Here is a 15696-nt window from a genome sequence, read left to right as displayed (position 1 = left end):
GGAGTTTTCACCAAATGCGGTTTTATTAAGAGTGAAAACACCCATTCCATCTTGGTGGGGACAGAGAGAATTATCGACAAAATAATGGAAAACACTTTACAAATTGACTAATTTGCTATTGCTAAAAAACCTTAAGGTAACATATAATTCAGAATATATATAAAATTCTTTAAATTTAATGGGTAAGAGGAGGAATAAAGCCCTAGCCCCTTATGAATGAAGTTTTTTATAGTTGCACACCAGTTCAAAATAGAGAGGAGATGGAAAGAAATGAAAGCGCTTAAGTCAGTTTTTCTTTGGGGGATCATATCTGCGTTGGGTGCGGTGAGTTTTGGTTTCGTCGCGCTAAACCGGGGCGAAAGCATCAATGCCATGTGGATTGTCACTGCAGCACTCTGTGTTTATTCAATTGCATACCGCTTTTATAGTAAATTCATTGCACGGAAAGTGTTTGAACTAGATGACAATCGCCAGACTCCATCGGAAGCGAATAATGATGGGAAAGATTATGTTCCTACAAACAAATGGGTGTTGTTTGGCCACCATTTTGCAGCGATTGCCGGAGCAGGCCCTCTCGTTGGTCCCATCCTTGCAGCGCAGATGGGATATCTGCCTGGGACACTATGGCTCGTAGTCGGTGTTGTATTGGCTGGTGCCGTACAGGATTTCATCATTCTCTTCGGTTCGATGCGCCGTAACGGCAAATCATTGGGAGAAATGATCAAGGAGGAAATTGGACCGATTACAGGCTTGATAGCGATGATCGGTATTCTGGGTATCATGATCATTTTATTAGCTGTACTTGCCCTGGTTGTCGTAAAGGCGCTCGTGGGGAGTCCGTGGGGGATGTTCACGATTGCCTCGACCATACCGATCGCTGTGCTTATGGGCATTTACATGCGCTATGTAAGGCCTGGACGGGTTGGCGAAGGGTCGATTATCGGAATCGTACTATTGATGCTCGCGTTATATTTCGGTCGCTTTGTATCAGAGAGCGCAACATTGGCGCCAATGTTCACTTTCAGTGGGGAAACGATTGCCATCATGTTGATTGTATACGGCTTCGTTGCCTCCGTTTTGCCTGTATGGATGTTATTGGCACCGCGTGATTACTTGAGTACATTCTTGAAAATCGGTACGATCATCGGACTTGCACTTGGAATCTTTATTGTCATGCCAAGCCTTGAAATGCCTGCCGTCACTCAATTCATCGATGGAACAGGACCTGTATTTTCCGGAAACTTATTCCCGTTCCTATTCATTACGATCGCTTGTGGGGCGGTATCAGGTTTCCATGCACTCGTTTCTTCAGGAACAACTCCTAAAATGATCGAACGCGAATCCCATTCACGTCCAATCGGATACGGGGCGATGTTGACTGAATCCTTTGTAGCCATCATGGCGATGATAGCAGCTTGTGTACTGACTCCTGGTATCTATTTTGCCATTAATAGCCCGGGTGCCGTTGTGGGAACGGAGCCAGCTCAAGTGGCCGCTACGATATCCGATTGGGGTTTCATTTTGACACCTGAGATGATTACCGGCCTTGCAGACGATGTTGGGGAAGAGACCATTATATCCCGCACTGGAGGAGCTCCAACCTTTGCTATCGGCATGGCCCATATCTTTTCGCAGGTGATTGGCGGAGCGTCCTTGATGGCGTTCTGGTATCATTTCGCGATCTTGTTCGAGGCATTGTTCATATTGACCACCATTGATGCTGGAACCAGGGTAGGGCGTTTTATGATACAGGATATAATCGGGACCTTTTACAAACCTTTTGCCGAAACGAATAAATGGCTGCCCAATATTATTGCGACTGCCATTTGTGTAATCGGCTGGGGGTACTTCCTTTATCAAGGGGTCATTGATCCTCTTGGCGGAATCAACACCCTTTGGCCATTGTTTGGAATTGCGAATCAAATGCTTTCCGCCATTGCGTTGCTGCTTGGGACGACAGTCCTTTTCAAAATGGGCAAAAAAGCGTACACATGGGTCACCCTTGTACCTACAACATTCTTGTTGATAGTGACCATGACGGCTGGGTGGCAGAAGCTGTTCCACGAAAACCCGGCTATTGGCTTTTTGGCACATAAGGATAAGTTTAAAGCGGCCTATGATAATGGGGAAATTCTTGCTCCGGCAGCTAACCTTACCGAGATGAAACGGGTTATCGTCAATGATTATGTGGATGCTGCCCTATGTGCCATCTTCATGATCGTGGTGATCACGGTCCTGATTTCCGCAATTAGGTTATGGATAAAAGTCTTGAAGAACCAGAAAATAGATTTACATGAAACACCTTATGTATCAAGGACATCATAAGGGAGGGAAGGCAATGTTGAAAAGATTGATTAAAATTCTCAGCTACAGAAAGCAATTCGTCAGTTTGCTGGTCGGCGTGCCGAGCTATGATACTTATGTGGCGCATATGAAAATGCATCATCCTGAAGATCCTGTGAAAACCAGGAAAGAATTTTTCTGTGAAGCCCAGGATGAGCGTTATAATGCAAAGGGTGGGAAAGTGTCTCGTTGCTGCTAACTTAATATCTTTTGAAGGGCCCTCAATAGGAGGACCCTTTTTTTAATGGATTTTTTTAGAACGGAAATAAGTAGAGGGGGAAATGTAATGGGAATGGATTCGTGAAATTGGTGAAAAGGATTTTCAAAACGAAAAAACCCATTCTTTCTGATCCTTATTTAATAGTGATGTTATATAACCTCACATATTTTCATGGTAAATAAAAATTAAGTTGAATTTTTAGAAAATTGAGTATATGATAAAAAATATAACATGTTAGTGTTAATAAACATAACATATATAAAAACAAGGGGGAAAAAAACAGTATGCAAATGGCGGATTCGGTATTCATGTTTTTGGCGACGATGATGGTTTGGCTAATGACACCAGGGATTGCCCTATTTTATGGAGGGATGGTAAAGAGTAAAAATGTCCTGAATACGGCAATGCATAGTTACATGCCACTGGCTGTCATTTCGATTCTTTGGGTGCTGATTGGGTATTCATTATCATTTTCACCTGGTAATGCATTTCTGGGCGGTCTGGACTGGGCTGGTTTAAAAGATGTAGGCTTTGCACCTGGGCCATACAGCGAAACAATTCCTCATAGTTTGTTCATGTTATTCCAAATGACTTTTGCCGTGTTAACAGTTTCAATCATTGCAGGTGGCATTGCCGAGCGGATGAAGTTTTCAGCATTCCTGATTTTTACGATCCTTTGGTCTTTATTCGTATACGCTCCTGTTGCACACTGGGTATGGGGAGGCGGCTGGTTAGCGGAATTGGGTGCACTTGACTTTGCAGGTGGAAACGTCGTCCATATTTCTTCAGGGGTTGCGGGTCTGGTTTTGGCGATCATGTTAGGTAAAAGAAAAGAGTCGGGTGACAGTGCACCACATAATCTTCCTTTAACATTCCTCGGAGGTTCATTAATTTGGTTCGGGTGGTACGGCTTCAACGTCGGAAGCACATTGACAATCAATGAAGTGGCGATGAATGTATTCGTTAATACAGCAGTTGCAGCGGCGGCTGGTATCATTGGCTGGCTGATCGTTGAGTATATGGCTAATAAAAAGGCAACATTGCTGGGTGCGGTATCCGGAGCTATTTCAGGCTTGGTAGCCATTACACCTGCTTGTGGATTCGTAACCACTGCCTCTTCCATCATCATCGGTGTCCTCGGCGGTGCCGTATGTTTCTGGGGCGTATTCTTCCTGAAGAATAGACTGGGTTACGACGATGCGCTTGATGCTTTCGGATTACATGGGATCGGTGGGACATGGGGGGGCATCGCGACAGGTTTGTTCGCGACCACTTCCGTAAACGAAAGCGGGGCAAATGGTTTATTCTATGGCGACTTCAACTTGTTGTGGAAGCAGCTTGTAGCGATCGTCGCGACATATATTTTCGTTGCCGTGGTCACTTATATCGTTGCGAAAGTCATTAACCTTTTCGTGCCGTTGCGTGTCAGTGAAGAAGATGAGTCAATGGGGCTTGATCTTACACTTCATGGAGAAAAGGCTTATCACGAATCAATTTAAAGGGGGGGCTCATATGTCCGAGGTTTTAACGAAAATAGAAATAATTACACGCCCTATCAAGTTTGAACAATTCAAAGCGGAACTTGCAAAAATTGGGGTGAGTGGAATGACGGTTTCGGAAGTAAAAGGAACGGGTCTTCAGAAGAGTTATGTGGAAACATATAGAGGCAGAAATCGTGAAATGTCATTGCATGACAGAATGAAAATCGAAATTGTAGTGTGTGAGGTGCCAGTTCAGGATGTTGTGGATGTAGCAAGGAAGTTCTTGAGTACCGGTAAGCCTGGTGACGGTAAAATCTTCATTTATGAATTGGCGAATGTCGTGAATATCCGGACCGGAAAAGAAGGTCATGATGCGTTAAAGAATGACATCTGATGCTGTGATTAATTTGGCCGAATATGCCGGATACAGTCGATTAAGGAAAGGGGGCTGAAAATGGGGAGACTGGTCCGAATTGTTAATGCGAAAAAACAGAAGATTGTTAATACGCTCATTTCAGAGGGTGTATATCAACCTGATGACCGATCCTTTTTATTAGAATTGCCATTGAAAAACTTAGAAGAGATATTATCCCTTCGAATAAAATCCTCGTTTCAAAATCCTCGTTTAAAAAAATAACCTTTCAGCCGTTATCCAAGATGGGGAGAGCGGCTTCTTTTTGCGTTTGTTGCCCAACCCCGGCTTTGGAATTTGAATGTTAGGTAAAAGGAAACTTTTTTCTAGAATCCCCCATGGAAATCGGGGAGCTTTCCAACTATAATGAATAAGGATATAAATTTAAATACGATTTTTTTGCTTTTTTTGACGTTATTCGCTTAGTTACTTCCATTTTTCTTTATTTTACGAAAACCAAATTCAAAAAAATGTAAGTTTTCCAGAAAACGATGAATTATTTCATGAATGCCCTGTTTAATAAATAGGGAAATTATTAATATGTTCTTTTAAGAGGTGAAAGGAAATGGATCAATTTACGGTCGAATCCGTTTTGAATATCATCAGGGAGTTTGTACCGAAGGATGCTTCAATTTCTGTGGCTGATTCTGAAAAATACATTTATTATCAACCGAGCAAACAAGTTGACTTAAGAATAAAACCGGGTGATTTAATCAGTGAAAAAACGGCGACATATAAAGCGTTGAGTGTTCGTAAAAAAATAGGGGTGCAAGTGGAAAGTAATGTATTTGGCGTACCATACTATGGGCTGAGTGTTCCTATCATGGACGAGGACAATCCTTTAGGGGCGGTAACGGCCATTTTGCCGTCAAAGCCATTAATTTTACCGACATCATTCTTGACCATTAAAACAGATGACCGCTGGATACCGCTTCCATATGATGAAATTATGTATTTGGAAGCTCAAAATAGGAAAACTAAGATTCAGTCCGAACGTGTGAGTGGATTTCATAAAATGAACTTAAGTGAATTGGAATTCATTTTACCTAGTGATTTATTCATTCGTGTGCATCGTTCGTACATCGTCAATATCAACTATATACAAGAGATCCTTCCTGATTTTCATTCTACATTTTTACTGATAATGAAAGACAATTCCAAAATCCAGGTCAGTCAAACATATGCAAGTCAATTTAGAAGGGCTTTGGGATTTTAGTGATTCTCCTTTATGTCAAAAAAATGCTGGTTTATGCTCTATTTAAGGCTTTTCATTCGAAATCGAATGTGATGATTACACAGGATTGATAAAATTAAGTGTAAGAAAAGCGAAAAATGGGGGTCTTTTGTATGAACGAAAGCGTTTTCAAAAAAATTCGCAACGAACAGTTTAAGGGGAAAGTAGTTACAGCGGAAGAGGCAGCTTCATGGATTAAAGATGGGATGAAACTCGGTATGAGTGGTTTTACTCGTGCTGGAGATGCTAAAGTTATTCCGATGGCTCTAGTTGAAAGAGCTAAAACTGAAAAATTCAAAGTTGACGTATTTACAGGTGCCTCATTAGGGCCGGAAGTCGACCAACATATGGCAGAAGCAGGTATCATAAACAAACGTTTGCCGTTCCAAGCGGATAAAGGTATTCGCAATAAAATCAATGCTGATGAAGTCACTTATGTAGATCAGCATTTATCTCATACAGCTGAACAAGTTCGTCAAGGCATTGTCGGGCCTATAGATTTTGCAATCATCGAAGCATTGGCGATTACGGAAGATGGATTAATCATCCCGACAACTTCTGTAGGAAATTCAGCCATATTCGTACAAGAAGCTAAACATGTAATCATTGAATTGAACGTATCCCATCCAGAAGGATTGGAAGGGATGCATGATATATATACACCAGCAAATCAAGGAGAACGCGAACCGATTCCTATGACTAAAGCAAGTGATCGCCTTGGATCGATCGGTATTGCCGTTGATCCTGAAAAAGTAATGGGAATCGTCGTTTCCACAGATCTTGATGCACCTTCTACAATCGTGCCGCCGGATGAAGAAACTGCAACAATCGCCAACCACCTTATTAACTTCCTTCGTGAAGAAATCAAGGCTGGCCGTTTAACTGAAAGCCTTGCTCCGCTTCAGTCGGGAGTAGGTTCAGTTGCAAATGCAGTATTCGCTGGCTTCCTTGATTCTGAATTTAAAGATTTGGAAGTATATTCAGAAGTGCTGCAAGATGCGGTATTTGATTTGATCGATGCTGGAAAAGTTAAATTCGCTTCAGGGTGTTCGATTACATTAGCTGAAGAAAAAGGTAAACAAGTTTACGGTGAGCTTGAAAAATACCGTGATAAACTAGTTCTTCGTCCACAAGAAATATCTAACCATCCTGAAATCATCCGTCGCCTTGGCTTGATTTCAATCAATACAGCGTTAGAGTGTGATATCTATGGTAACGTGAATTCGACACATGTTTCTGGGACAAGAATGATGAATGGAATCGGTGGATCGGGAGATTTTGCCCGTAACTCACGCCTAGGCATTTTCGTAACGAAATCATATGCGAAAGGCGGCAAAATTTCTAGTATCGTTCCTTTCGTTTCACATGTGGATCATACTGAACATGATGTGGATGTATTAGTGACAGAGCAAGGAATCGCTGATTTACGTGGTTTGGCACCAAAAGAGCGCGTAGAGTTAATCATAGAAAATTGTGCGCATCCTGACTACCGTCCACAGCTTCGTGCATACTTCACTGAAGCTGTTGCGCAAACTGGCGGGCATCAAACTCCGCACATTCTTGAAAAAGCATTTTCATGGCATACAAACCTAGCTAAAAATGGTACGATGCTTGAAGCAGTACTACAAGATCAAAAATAAAACATAAAACCACCCCGCCAATACAGCGGGGTTTTTTTATTTGGGTCCGTATCCCTTATTTGTGATAATAAACACATGAACCTTTCGGCACCACTGGAAATAGAATATTTTAAAATGAAGCTTAACCATCAAAAGGATAGGGAACTGTATCTTTAGGCTTTTTCTTTTATTTTTGTATATAATTATTCATTCAAGTTATGGAAATATGGTAAACTGCTAACAATGAGAGATTATCATACAAACTAATTTTCGAATTTAAGAAGATTTTACCTAAGAAATAGGGAGTTAAATAGAATGGTTATTGTGGAGGAGATAATTTGTTCAAGACAAAATTACATTTTTGGACGTTAGAGTTATTACTATTGTCTTTACTTTTTTATGTTGGTACTAAGATTTCTTTTCTTTTTGAACCGATAGTCATCTTTACATCTACATTGTTCTTTCCAATCTTGATTTCAGGTTTTCTCTACTTTTTGTTCAACCCCACTGTTGATTTCCTGGTTAAAAGAAGGGTGCCTAGGGGATTATCGATATTATTGCTATATGTATTTTTCCTGGGATTGATTAGTTTGCTGGTCGGTCTGGTCGGCCCGTCACTGTCCAAACAGGTTACGGATTTAGTCAATAACCTCCCGGATTATTTCAATCAAGTAAGAAAGTTCATTGAAGACTCAGCTCAGTCAAAATGGTTTTTGTGGACGGTGGAACAAGATTATGTTCCTTTGCAAGAAGTAGGAGATTCGCTTCAAAAATATTTGACGAATTTACCGAGTAATATAACTAATAGTTTGTCTTCGGTTTTCAGTGTAGTGACGAATATTACGTTAGTGGTCGTGACGGTTCCTTTCATCCTATTTTATATGCTGAAAGATGGCGATAAGCTTCCGGCCGCCATTATGAAATTCGTACCGGTTAGCTATAGAAAACCAGCTTTAACGGTACTTAAGGAAACGGGAGGGACGCTTGCCACTTATATTCAAGGACAGATGCTGGTTTGCATGTTTGTCGGAATTGGAACGTTCATTGGATATTTAATCATTGGTTTACCTTACGCGTTCTTATTTGCGCTGATAGGTGCGGTAACCAATATCATTCCATATGTAGGTCCGTTTATCGGAGCGGCTCCTGCGGTCATTGTGGCGTTGATTCATTCACCGACCGAAGCGTTATTGGTCATACTTGTTGTAACGGTCATTCAGCAACTGGATGGTAATGTCATTTCGCCGTTAGTCATCGGGAAGAAATTGAACACTCATCCGCTAACCATCATCATCCTTTTGCTCGTCGCCGGAAACATTGCCGGTATCATCGGTATGATTTTGGCCGTTCCGACTTATTCCGTTGTTAAAACGATTGTATTGAATATCGTAAAATTCATCAGGATCCGAAAAGAGGAAAAGCTTGAAGAAGATATATTGGAATGAAAAAACGGGCCCGACTCAATTAAGTCGGGCCCGTTTTCTTAGTGAAGGAGCAAAAGTGCCTAAATGGGTTACAAACCTAAGGAAATATATTTTACTTCCAGGAATTCTTCGATGCCTTGATGTCCACCTTCGCGGCCGAGCCCGCTTTGTTTGAATCCGCCAAATGGAGCTTGCGGAACGGAAGGAAGTCCATCGTTCAAGCCAACAATACCGAATTCAAGTGCCTCGGTGAATTTGATGCCCTTGGTGATATTTTCAGTGAAGACGTAAGCTGCCAAACCGAAGATGGAGTCATTTGCCCTTTTGATTGCCTCTTCATCAGTCTTAAAGGAGGCGATAGGAGCTAAAGGACCAAATGTTTCTTCATTCATGCAGAGCATGCTGTCATCAATGTTGGATAGTACGGTTGGTTCAATAAAAAGGCCGCTTATTGATTTACCGCCAGCTTCGAGCTTAGCACCGCTGCTGATTGCTTCATCAATTTGTTTTTGAACCTTATCAACTGCATTTTGATCGATAAGCGGACCGATATCGACGCCATCCTCCAGTCCATTTCCTACCTTTAGTTCTTTGACCTTGGCAACGAGCTTTTTGATGAAGGCTTCTTGAATGGCTTCGTGGACATAAATGCGATTTGAACAGACGCATGTTTGTCCTGCATTACGGAATTTCGAACTGATGATGCCATCAACCGCTTTATTAAGGTCGGCATCCTCAAGTACGATTGCGGGTGCGTGACCCCCAAGTTCAAGCGAGATTTTCTTTACCGTTTCAGCTGAGCCTCTCATAAGGGTTTTACCGACTTCTGTAGAACCGGTGAACGTCAATTTACGAACCCTTGTATCTTGAAGCCAAGTTTCGCCGATTTCTGATGATTTTCCTGTCACGACATTGATGACTCCTTTTGGAATCCCAGCTTCTTCAGCCAATTCAGCCATTTTTAGAGCTGTTATGGGAGTCAGGTTTGCCGGTTTAATGACGACTGTGCAGCCGACTGCAAGCGCCGGTGCAACTTTTCTTGTAATCATGGCTGCAGGAAAGTTCCAAGGCGTAATGACAGCTACAACTCCGACAGGTTGTTTTGTCACGAAAAGCCGCTTATTGGATACGGAAGCAGGAATCGTTTCGCCATACACCCGTTTTCCTTCTTCGGCAAACCAAGATAAAAAGCCATTTGCATATGTCATTTCACCAAGAGCCTCTTTAAGGGGCTTGCCTTGCTCTTCAGTCATGATTTTGGCTAGTTCTTCTTTATTATCATCTATCAATCGATGCCATTTCCAAATAAGTTCAGCACGTTCGTAGACCGAGAGTGCAGCCCAGCCCGTAAAAGCTTCACATGCGGCATCTGCAGCCTTCGCCGCTTCAGTTGCACCGCCTTTAGGAACGGTGGCAACTACTTCATCCGTTGCCGGGTTTCTCACTTCAATTTTATCCAATCCAAAATCCGACCACTCACCGTTAATAAATAATCCGTAATCCTTCATGATAAAACCTCCTAATTTGGTTAAATCCATCAAACTACTAAAACTTTTAACTATATACTTTTACCTTTACATAAAAGTATAAACACTTTTCAGTGATTCTGAAATTTATTTGATTGGCTATTTATAGAAAATCGGCTATTCATTGATAGAAAGGGAGCAAGACATAAAAAAAAGAGGTGCAAGTTGCACACCTCTTCATTCAAGATTCGCTTATTTTTCCGATGAGACGGCCACTTCACCCAGATCACCTGAGATGGCTTGATTAGAATTGAATTCACCTTCCGATTTAGAAATGACCACTGTAGCAACACTGTTACCGATTAGATTAGTGATGGCGCGTGCTTCAGACATGAAGCGGTCAACTCCCAGCAGTAATGCCATTCCTTCAACTGGAATCATTGGGAAGGCAGCTAATGTTGCAGCAAGTGTAATGAAACCGGATCCCGTTACACCGGCAGCTCCTTTGGATGTTAACATCAAGATTCCTAGAAGGGTCAATTCCTGCCAGATGCTTAAATCGACACCATAGGCTTGGGCGATGAAAATCGCTGCCATGGATAAGTAGATGGATGTGCCATCAAGGTTGAAAGAATAACCCGTTGGGACAACTAAACCGACTACCGATTTTGAGCAACCGTATTTTTCGAGTTTTTTCATCACGCTTGGTAGAGCGGATTCCGACGAAGATGTTCCTAAAACTAAGAGGATTTCTTCTTTTAAATAGGCTATGAACTTGAAAATATTAAAGCCGTAGATTTTTGCAATCGAGCCAAGGATAATAATGATGAATAGTGCCATTGTGATATATACACTACCCATTAATTGTCCTAAAGAGCTTAGAGAACCAAGGCCAAACTTACCGATTGTATAAGCCATTGCTCCAAAAGCCGCCAATGGAGATACTTTCATGATCATGCCGACGATGCCGAAGAAAATATCGGCAATATGCTGAAAGAAAGAAACGACTGGCTGCACTCTCGGTCCCATTGCCGCCATTGATAATCCGAATAATACGGCAAAGAATAGAATAGGGAGTAAGTCTCCGCCAGCAAGTGCGGCAACGGCATTATCAGGAATGATATTAGAAATGAAAGCAAGGGCGCCATGTTCCGTTTCGGAAGCGGCTGTTGTATATTGTGATACATCTCCGCCCTCGACTGAATCGATGTTAAAGCCTTTACCAGGTCCCAGCAGATTGACTACGATGATTCCGATGGCAAGCGCGAAAGTGGTAACGATTTCAAAATAGAGCAGTGCCTTTCCGCCGATGCGGCCAACCTTTTTCATATCACCCATACCGCCAATTCCGATTACGACAGTTAAGAAGATGATTGGTGCAATGACCATTTTAATCATTTTAATAAATAAATCAGCTAATATCTTCAGCTGTTCACCGAAAGCAGGGAAGAAGAAACCGACTGTTATACCCAGAATGATACCGATGATGACCTGAACTGTTAGATTTTTTAATATTTTCAAGGTGCATTCTCCTTTGTTATATGATAACGCTTTCTTAACTTGGTTATAGTGTAACAGAAGGAAGAATCAGAATATTCTTTTGGTGATATTGTTTTCTTTTTGTTCTTTTTGGTCATGGGATTAGGGTTCATGATAGATTGATAAACTGCAATAAAAAAATACCGGTGGGGTGCCGGTATTAGGAAAAATCAATTTTCGAATGGTTTTATGAGTGAGTAAAGGGTTCCGATCACAGGAAGTTTCAATCCGGCCTTGTCGGCAAGGCGCAGTGCACCGCCCTGTAAATGTTCCACTTCTAGGGTTAGGCCCTTCCGGCGGTCCTGGTGCATGGAAGAGGTGGATTCATCAGGTAAGCCTGCCATGTTTTCCAACGCCTGTGCAATATTCTCCATAGTAATTCCGACGCCATAGGCATTCGCGAGCTCCTTCATCTCAACAAGGACCTTTTCCAGCAATCCATTGGTTTCAGGGAATCTCCGTATCGTGCCGATAGGGAGGTTGGAGGCGGTTGTCACACCGGAGAAAGCGGTGATGAACATGTATTTGATCCACATCCTGATCAATATGTTTTCCGTTCTGCCAGTCTTCATGATAGCTGATCCGGCTGCCTGCTCGAATTCATCGCAAATCTTTTCTTGTGACGGATGAAGCGGGCCATAGATCAAATCGTGATTATCGTTGGAGTGAATGACATGACCTTTTTCATCAAGAGTGGCGATGATGAAGGCACTTCCTCCCAAGACAGCTTCATCGCCCAGTTCGTCCTGCAAAATGGATACATGTTCCAATCCGTTCAAAAGCGGGAGGACCTTTGCGCCCTTTTCAACAAGGACCTTTAAATCTGGAAGGGTGCCTTGCAGATGCTGGCCTTTTACGGCGAGAATCACAAGGTCGACCTTTACAATATCATTTACGTCCTCTGTGATATGAAGATCGTTAAATTGGTAGTTTCCATGAGGGCTGGTTATGCTGATGCCGTTTTCTTTCAATTGTTTGGCGCGGTTTTTTCGGACAAGATATTGAACATGCTGCCCAGCCTGCTGCAGCCTGCCTCCAAAGTAGGAGCCGAGTGCCCCGGCCCCTATAATGACAATATTCAATGTGCACACCTCTCTTTTGATTAAGATGTACTAATCATAACATTTACTGAAATTTCAGTAAATATTCCCGTTTGAAGGGAAACTGGTTGTTTAGGTGTTTGTAAGAATGGGGAAAACAAAAAACCAGCCTGAATTAGGTTTCAGGCTGGCGCTTATCATTATTTATAGATTTTTACTTTAACGGTTTTTCTGCCCCAATTGATAGCTTTTGAGTGAGAAGAGTAGAAGACGTCAATTTTATTCCCTTTGATTGCGCCGCCTTTATCTGCTGCAATGGCATCCCCGTATCCTTCTACATGAACTTTTGTTCCTAGTGGAATGACCTTAGGGTCAACTGAGATGGCTTTTGCGTTAGGGTTTTTCTTTAAGTTAAGACCAGATGCTGTAATACCGCTGCAACCTTTGCAGTTCGCAGTGTAAGCTGTTGCATTCACGGTGATCGTTTTATATTTCTTGGATGATGATGTTTTAGCTTTAGGTTTAGCAGATGTCGATGTTTTCTTGACCTTTAAAACTTGTTTTGGATGGATGTTATCTTTTTTCAGGTTGTTCCAACTTTTGAGTTGATTGACTGTTATATTATGTTTATTGGCGATACCCCATAGTGTGTCGCCGCTTTTAACTTTGTATGTAGTAGTAGCAGCCGATGAAACTCCGGAAAAACTAAATACCAAAAAGAAAGCAGTGAATAGTGGAAGTAGTATTTTTTTCAAAATGAATAGTCTCCTTTGTTTTAAATCGTAGACTTAGAATAACAGGTCTTTATGACAACAATGTTTCGCTGGAATAGTAATTGTGTTACAAAAAGGTTTCCTTTGATAAATAAATGTAATATAAACTAGGACAAAAGGACTTATCTATTGAATGTAAATATATTATTTATTATGTCAGTATAAGCGTATCTTTGGTAAATAACGTTGGTTTTATGGAATATCCTGTTTAATGAGGTGAAATATGGGGATCTGTTCCCTGGTTTTAAAGTCCTGTATATTTTGTAAAAAAAACAATGAAATATTGAACAATTGAGTGGGGTTTATTTTAGTAGGAAAGGATATTCGAAGCATGAAAAAAGCCCGCATCTATGTGATGCCGGCTTTTTTCATGCTTTGGATTAATTTAAAACAAATTCAGAAGCGAAATCGACTAGCATTTTTTGATAGACTGCCACTGATTCAAGGTTGACGCATTCCCTATCTCCATGCCAGTTCTCACCTTTCGGACCGAATTCAATGGCTGGGATATCATAAGCCGCAAAAAACACGGTATCTGCGGATCCGTGCTGCCCAAAAATGACAGCATCCTGCTTGGTGTTGCTTTCGATAATCGGGCGGAGCATAGCGATGAATGGGTCTGACTCTTCGGTTTTTACAGGTTTACTGTACATATTAAGGTGGACATTATTTCCTGTCACACTTTCGATCTGAGCAATGATATCTTCCATTGTTTGCGTAGGAAGGTAACGTATATCAAGGCTTAGCAAACAGGCATCCGGTACCTTATTATAAACATCCCCGCCTTTAATTTTTGCTAAGTTAAGTGAAGGGGAAGAGTAAAGGGGGGTGTGATCCCTGGTAAAAGGAAGTTCCTTTATTTTTTGATAGAGATCATAGGCCTTTTCAATTGCATTCACGCCTTCCCATGGACGGCTTCCGTGTGCAGATTTGCCGGATACTTCAATATCGAGACGAAGGGCACCCTTTGCCTGGAGTCCGATTCCCAATTGCGTAGGTTCAGCACAGATTACAAAGTCACCTCTATAACCATGTTTCGCTAAATATCCGGAACAGTTCAATCCGCCAATCTCTTCATCCGATACGATTTGTAGCTGGATTTTCAAACCTAAGTCCTTATCTTTCAGTTCGGTAAATGCACACATCATCCCTGCAACTCCCGCTTTCATATCGGCTGTCCCTCGCCCATATAAGTTTCCTTCATGAACCTCAGGGAAAAATTGATCCGGCGTTCCGCTGACAACATCGACATGGCCATTCCAAATTACCGTTTTATCTCCGCTGCCAATCTCGCTAACAAACATTTTATAACCGTTATTTACGATCACATTCACAGTAATACCTTGTTTTTTAAGCCAGTCCGCACAGTAATCAACTGCTTGGTTAGCTCCTTCTTTCGTTGAACTGTCAATAGATACTAAATCTTTAAGTAACTCGATGAGCAAAATGATACCCCCCTAAAAATTTGCATATTATTATTATATATACCCTTTCTAAGTAAGGGTTAACTCAAAATAATTTCCTGTTAAATAACGTTTAGCCTTTTCATCCCCTGGGGTATGTAAAGGGGGAGCGACAATTTACATTCTTTAAGGAGGATGATAGATATGGATAAACGTATAATTGGTGTATATGAAACTGGAGAAGAAGCCATAAAGGCTGTTGAGTCATTACAGGCCCAAGGGTATGATCGTGAAGATATTTCGGTGGTAGCTAAAGATAAAGAAGAATTAAATACAGTGAATGAAGAAACGGGTACAAAGGTTGAGGAGGGGCTCGCAGCTGGTGCGGCGACCGGAGGTATTTTGGGCGGTACTGCCGGATTATTGGCTGGTGTGGGTGCATTGGCGATTCCGGGAATCGGGCCGGTACTGGCAGCTGGACCGCTTGCTGCAACATTAGCCGGAGCGGCAGTAGGTGCTGGTACCGGAGGATTGGCCGGTACATTAATCGGAATGGGCATACCTGAAGACGAAGCTAATCGATATGAAGCGGATGTAAAGAGTGGCAAGCTGCTTGTGTTAGTCGATTCGAATGCGAGAAAATCCAGTTCTTCTTACTCAGGAATAACTGAAACCGATGAAACGCTTACGAACAGTAGAAGAACTCTATAAATAAGTAAGGTAAAAAAGGACGGATCCCTTA

General features: G+C 41.8%; 14 protein-coding genes. 9 read left to right on the top strand and 5 right to left on the bottom strand.

The window, feature by feature from the left end:
- Window positions 1-270 precede the first annotated feature (270 nt).
- The 8 genes from ACFVSH_RS01155 (at window position 271) to ACFVSH_RS01120 (ending at window position 8754) form a co-directional block, all read left to right on the top strand.
- Window positions 271-2325, top strand: coding sequence for a carbon starvation CstA family protein (locus tag ACFVSH_RS01155; protein WP_387704402.1), 2055 nt, complete (start codon window positions 271-273; stop codon window positions 2323-2325).
- Window positions 2326-2338: 13 nt separating this feature from the next.
- Window positions 2339-2542: a YbdD/YjiX family protein gene (locus ACFVSH_RS01150; protein WP_076370801.1), complete on the top strand. Its 204-nt coding sequence runs from the start codon at window positions 2339-2341 to the stop codon at window positions 2540-2542.
- 305 nt (window positions 2543-2847) lie between these two features.
- On the top strand, window positions 2848-4062 hold the full coding sequence (locus tag ACFVSH_RS01145) for an ammonium transporter (RefSeq protein WP_387601850.1): 1215 nt from the start codon (window positions 2848-2850) through the stop codon (window positions 4060-4062).
- Between the two features lie 13 nt (window positions 4063-4075).
- Complete coding sequence (locus ACFVSH_RS01140) at window positions 4076-4438, top strand: P-II family nitrogen regulator (protein WP_063235326.1); 363 nt, start codon at window positions 4076-4078, stop codon at window positions 4436-4438.
- A 60-nt stretch (window positions 4439-4498) separates the two neighbouring features.
- Window positions 4499-4681: a hypothetical protein gene (locus tag ACFVSH_RS01135; protein ID WP_260286534.1), complete on the top strand. Its 183-nt coding sequence runs from the start codon at window positions 4499-4501 to the stop codon at window positions 4679-4681.
- Between the two features lie 340 nt (window positions 4682-5021).
- Window positions 5022-5672 carry a LytTR family DNA-binding domain-containing protein gene (locus ACFVSH_RS01130; protein WP_260286535.1) on the top strand — a complete coding sequence of 217 codons (651 nt, stop codon included), beginning with the start codon at window positions 5022-5024 and terminating at the stop codon, window positions 5670-5672.
- Between the two features lie 131 nt (window positions 5673-5803).
- Window positions 5804-7330, top strand: a complete 1527-nt coding sequence (scpC, locus tag ACFVSH_RS01125; RefSeq protein WP_260286537.1) for a succinyl-CoA:acetate CoA-transferase ScpC — start codon at window positions 5804-5806, stop codon at window positions 7328-7330.
- A gap of 317 nt (window positions 7331-7647) precedes the next feature.
- A complete protein-coding gene (locus ACFVSH_RS01120) occupies window positions 7648-8754 on the top strand; it encodes an AI-2E family transporter (protein ID WP_387601854.1) in 1107 nt (368 codons plus the stop codon).
- A gap of 68 nt (window positions 8755-8822) precedes the next feature.
- Here the strand turns inward: ACFVSH_RS01120 and ACFVSH_RS01115 are convergent, their stop codons facing one another.
- The 5 genes from ACFVSH_RS01115 to ACFVSH_RS01095 form a co-directional block, all read right to left on the bottom strand.
- Window positions 8823-10241 (bottom strand): NAD-dependent succinate-semialdehyde dehydrogenase, encoded by a 1419-nt coding sequence (locus ACFVSH_RS01115; protein WP_387601857.1) that lies wholly within the window; start codon window positions 10239-10241, stop codon window positions 8823-8825.
- Between the two features lie 210 nt (window positions 10242-10451).
- Window positions 10452-11720, bottom strand: coding sequence for a dicarboxylate/amino acid:cation symporter (locus ACFVSH_RS01110; protein WP_387601860.1), 1269 nt, complete (start codon window positions 11718-11720; stop codon window positions 10452-10454).
- A gap of 188 nt (window positions 11721-11908) precedes the next feature.
- Window positions 11909-12820 carry a ketopantoate reductase family protein gene (locus tag ACFVSH_RS01105; protein WP_387704400.1) on the bottom strand — a complete coding sequence of 304 codons (912 nt, stop codon included), beginning with the start codon at window positions 12818-12820 and terminating at the stop codon, window positions 11909-11911.
- A gap of 158 nt (window positions 12821-12978) precedes the next feature.
- On the bottom strand, window positions 12979-13533 hold the full coding sequence (locus ACFVSH_RS01100) for a LysM peptidoglycan-binding and 3D domain-containing protein (protein WP_260286542.1): 555 nt from the start codon (window positions 13531-13533) through the stop codon (window positions 12979-12981).
- Between the two features lie 398 nt (window positions 13534-13931).
- Window positions 13932-14996, bottom strand: coding sequence for a M20 family metallopeptidase (locus ACFVSH_RS01095; RefSeq protein ID WP_387601866.1), 1065 nt, complete (start codon window positions 14994-14996; stop codon window positions 13932-13934).
- 162 nt (window positions 14997-15158) lie between these two features.
- Here ACFVSH_RS01095 and ACFVSH_RS01090 point away from each other — a divergent pair, with 162 nt between their 5' ends.
- Window positions 15159-15665 carry a general stress protein gene (locus tag ACFVSH_RS01090; protein ID WP_192207736.1) on the top strand — a complete coding sequence of 169 codons (507 nt, stop codon included), beginning with the start codon at window positions 15159-15161 and terminating at the stop codon, window positions 15663-15665.
- Window positions 15666-15696: the final 31 nt, after the last annotated feature.

Origin of the sequence: Peribacillus sp. NPDC058002, from assembly GCF_042886655.1 — a bacterium.
Lineage (GTDB): Bacteria > Bacillota > Bacilli > Bacillales > DSM-1321 > Peribacillus > Peribacillus aracenensis.
Note: the sequence above shows the minus strand (reverse complement) of the source record. Positions and strands in the feature narration are given on the sequence as shown.

Bases quoted from the DNA above. Each gene is read 5' to 3' on its own strand.
- ACFVSH_RS01155 (WP_387704402.1), top strand. From the start codon at position 271: ATGAAAGCGCTTAAGTCAGTTTTTCTTTGGGGGATCATATCTGCGTTG.
- ACFVSH_RS01150 (WP_076370801.1), top strand. From the start codon at position 2,339: ATGTTGAAAAGATTGATTAAAATTCTCAGCTACAGAAAGCAATTCGTC.
- ACFVSH_RS01145 (WP_387601850.1), top strand. From the start codon at position 2,848: ATGCAAATGGCGGATTCGGTATTCATGTTTTTGGCGACGATGATGGTT.
- ACFVSH_RS01140 (WP_063235326.1), top strand. From the start codon at position 4,076: ATGTCCGAGGTTTTAACGAAAATAGAAATAATTACACGCCCTATCAAG.
- ACFVSH_RS01135 (WP_260286534.1), top strand. From the start codon at position 4,499: ATGGGGAGACTGGTCCGAATTGTTAATGCGAAAAAACAGAAGATTGTT.
- ACFVSH_RS01130 (WP_260286535.1), top strand. From the start codon at position 5,022: ATGGATCAATTTACGGTCGAATCCGTTTTGAATATCATCAGGGAGTTT.
- scpC (WP_260286537.1), top strand. From the start codon at position 5,804: ATGAACGAAAGCGTTTTCAAAAAAATTCGCAACGAACAGTTTAAGGGG.
- ACFVSH_RS01115 (WP_387601857.1), bottom strand. From the start codon at position 10,241: ATGAAGGATTACGGATTATTTATTAACGGTGAGTGGTCGGATTTTGGA.
- ACFVSH_RS01090 (WP_192207736.1), top strand. From the start codon at position 15,159: ATGGATAAACGTATAATTGGTGTATATGAAACTGGAGAAGAAGCCATA.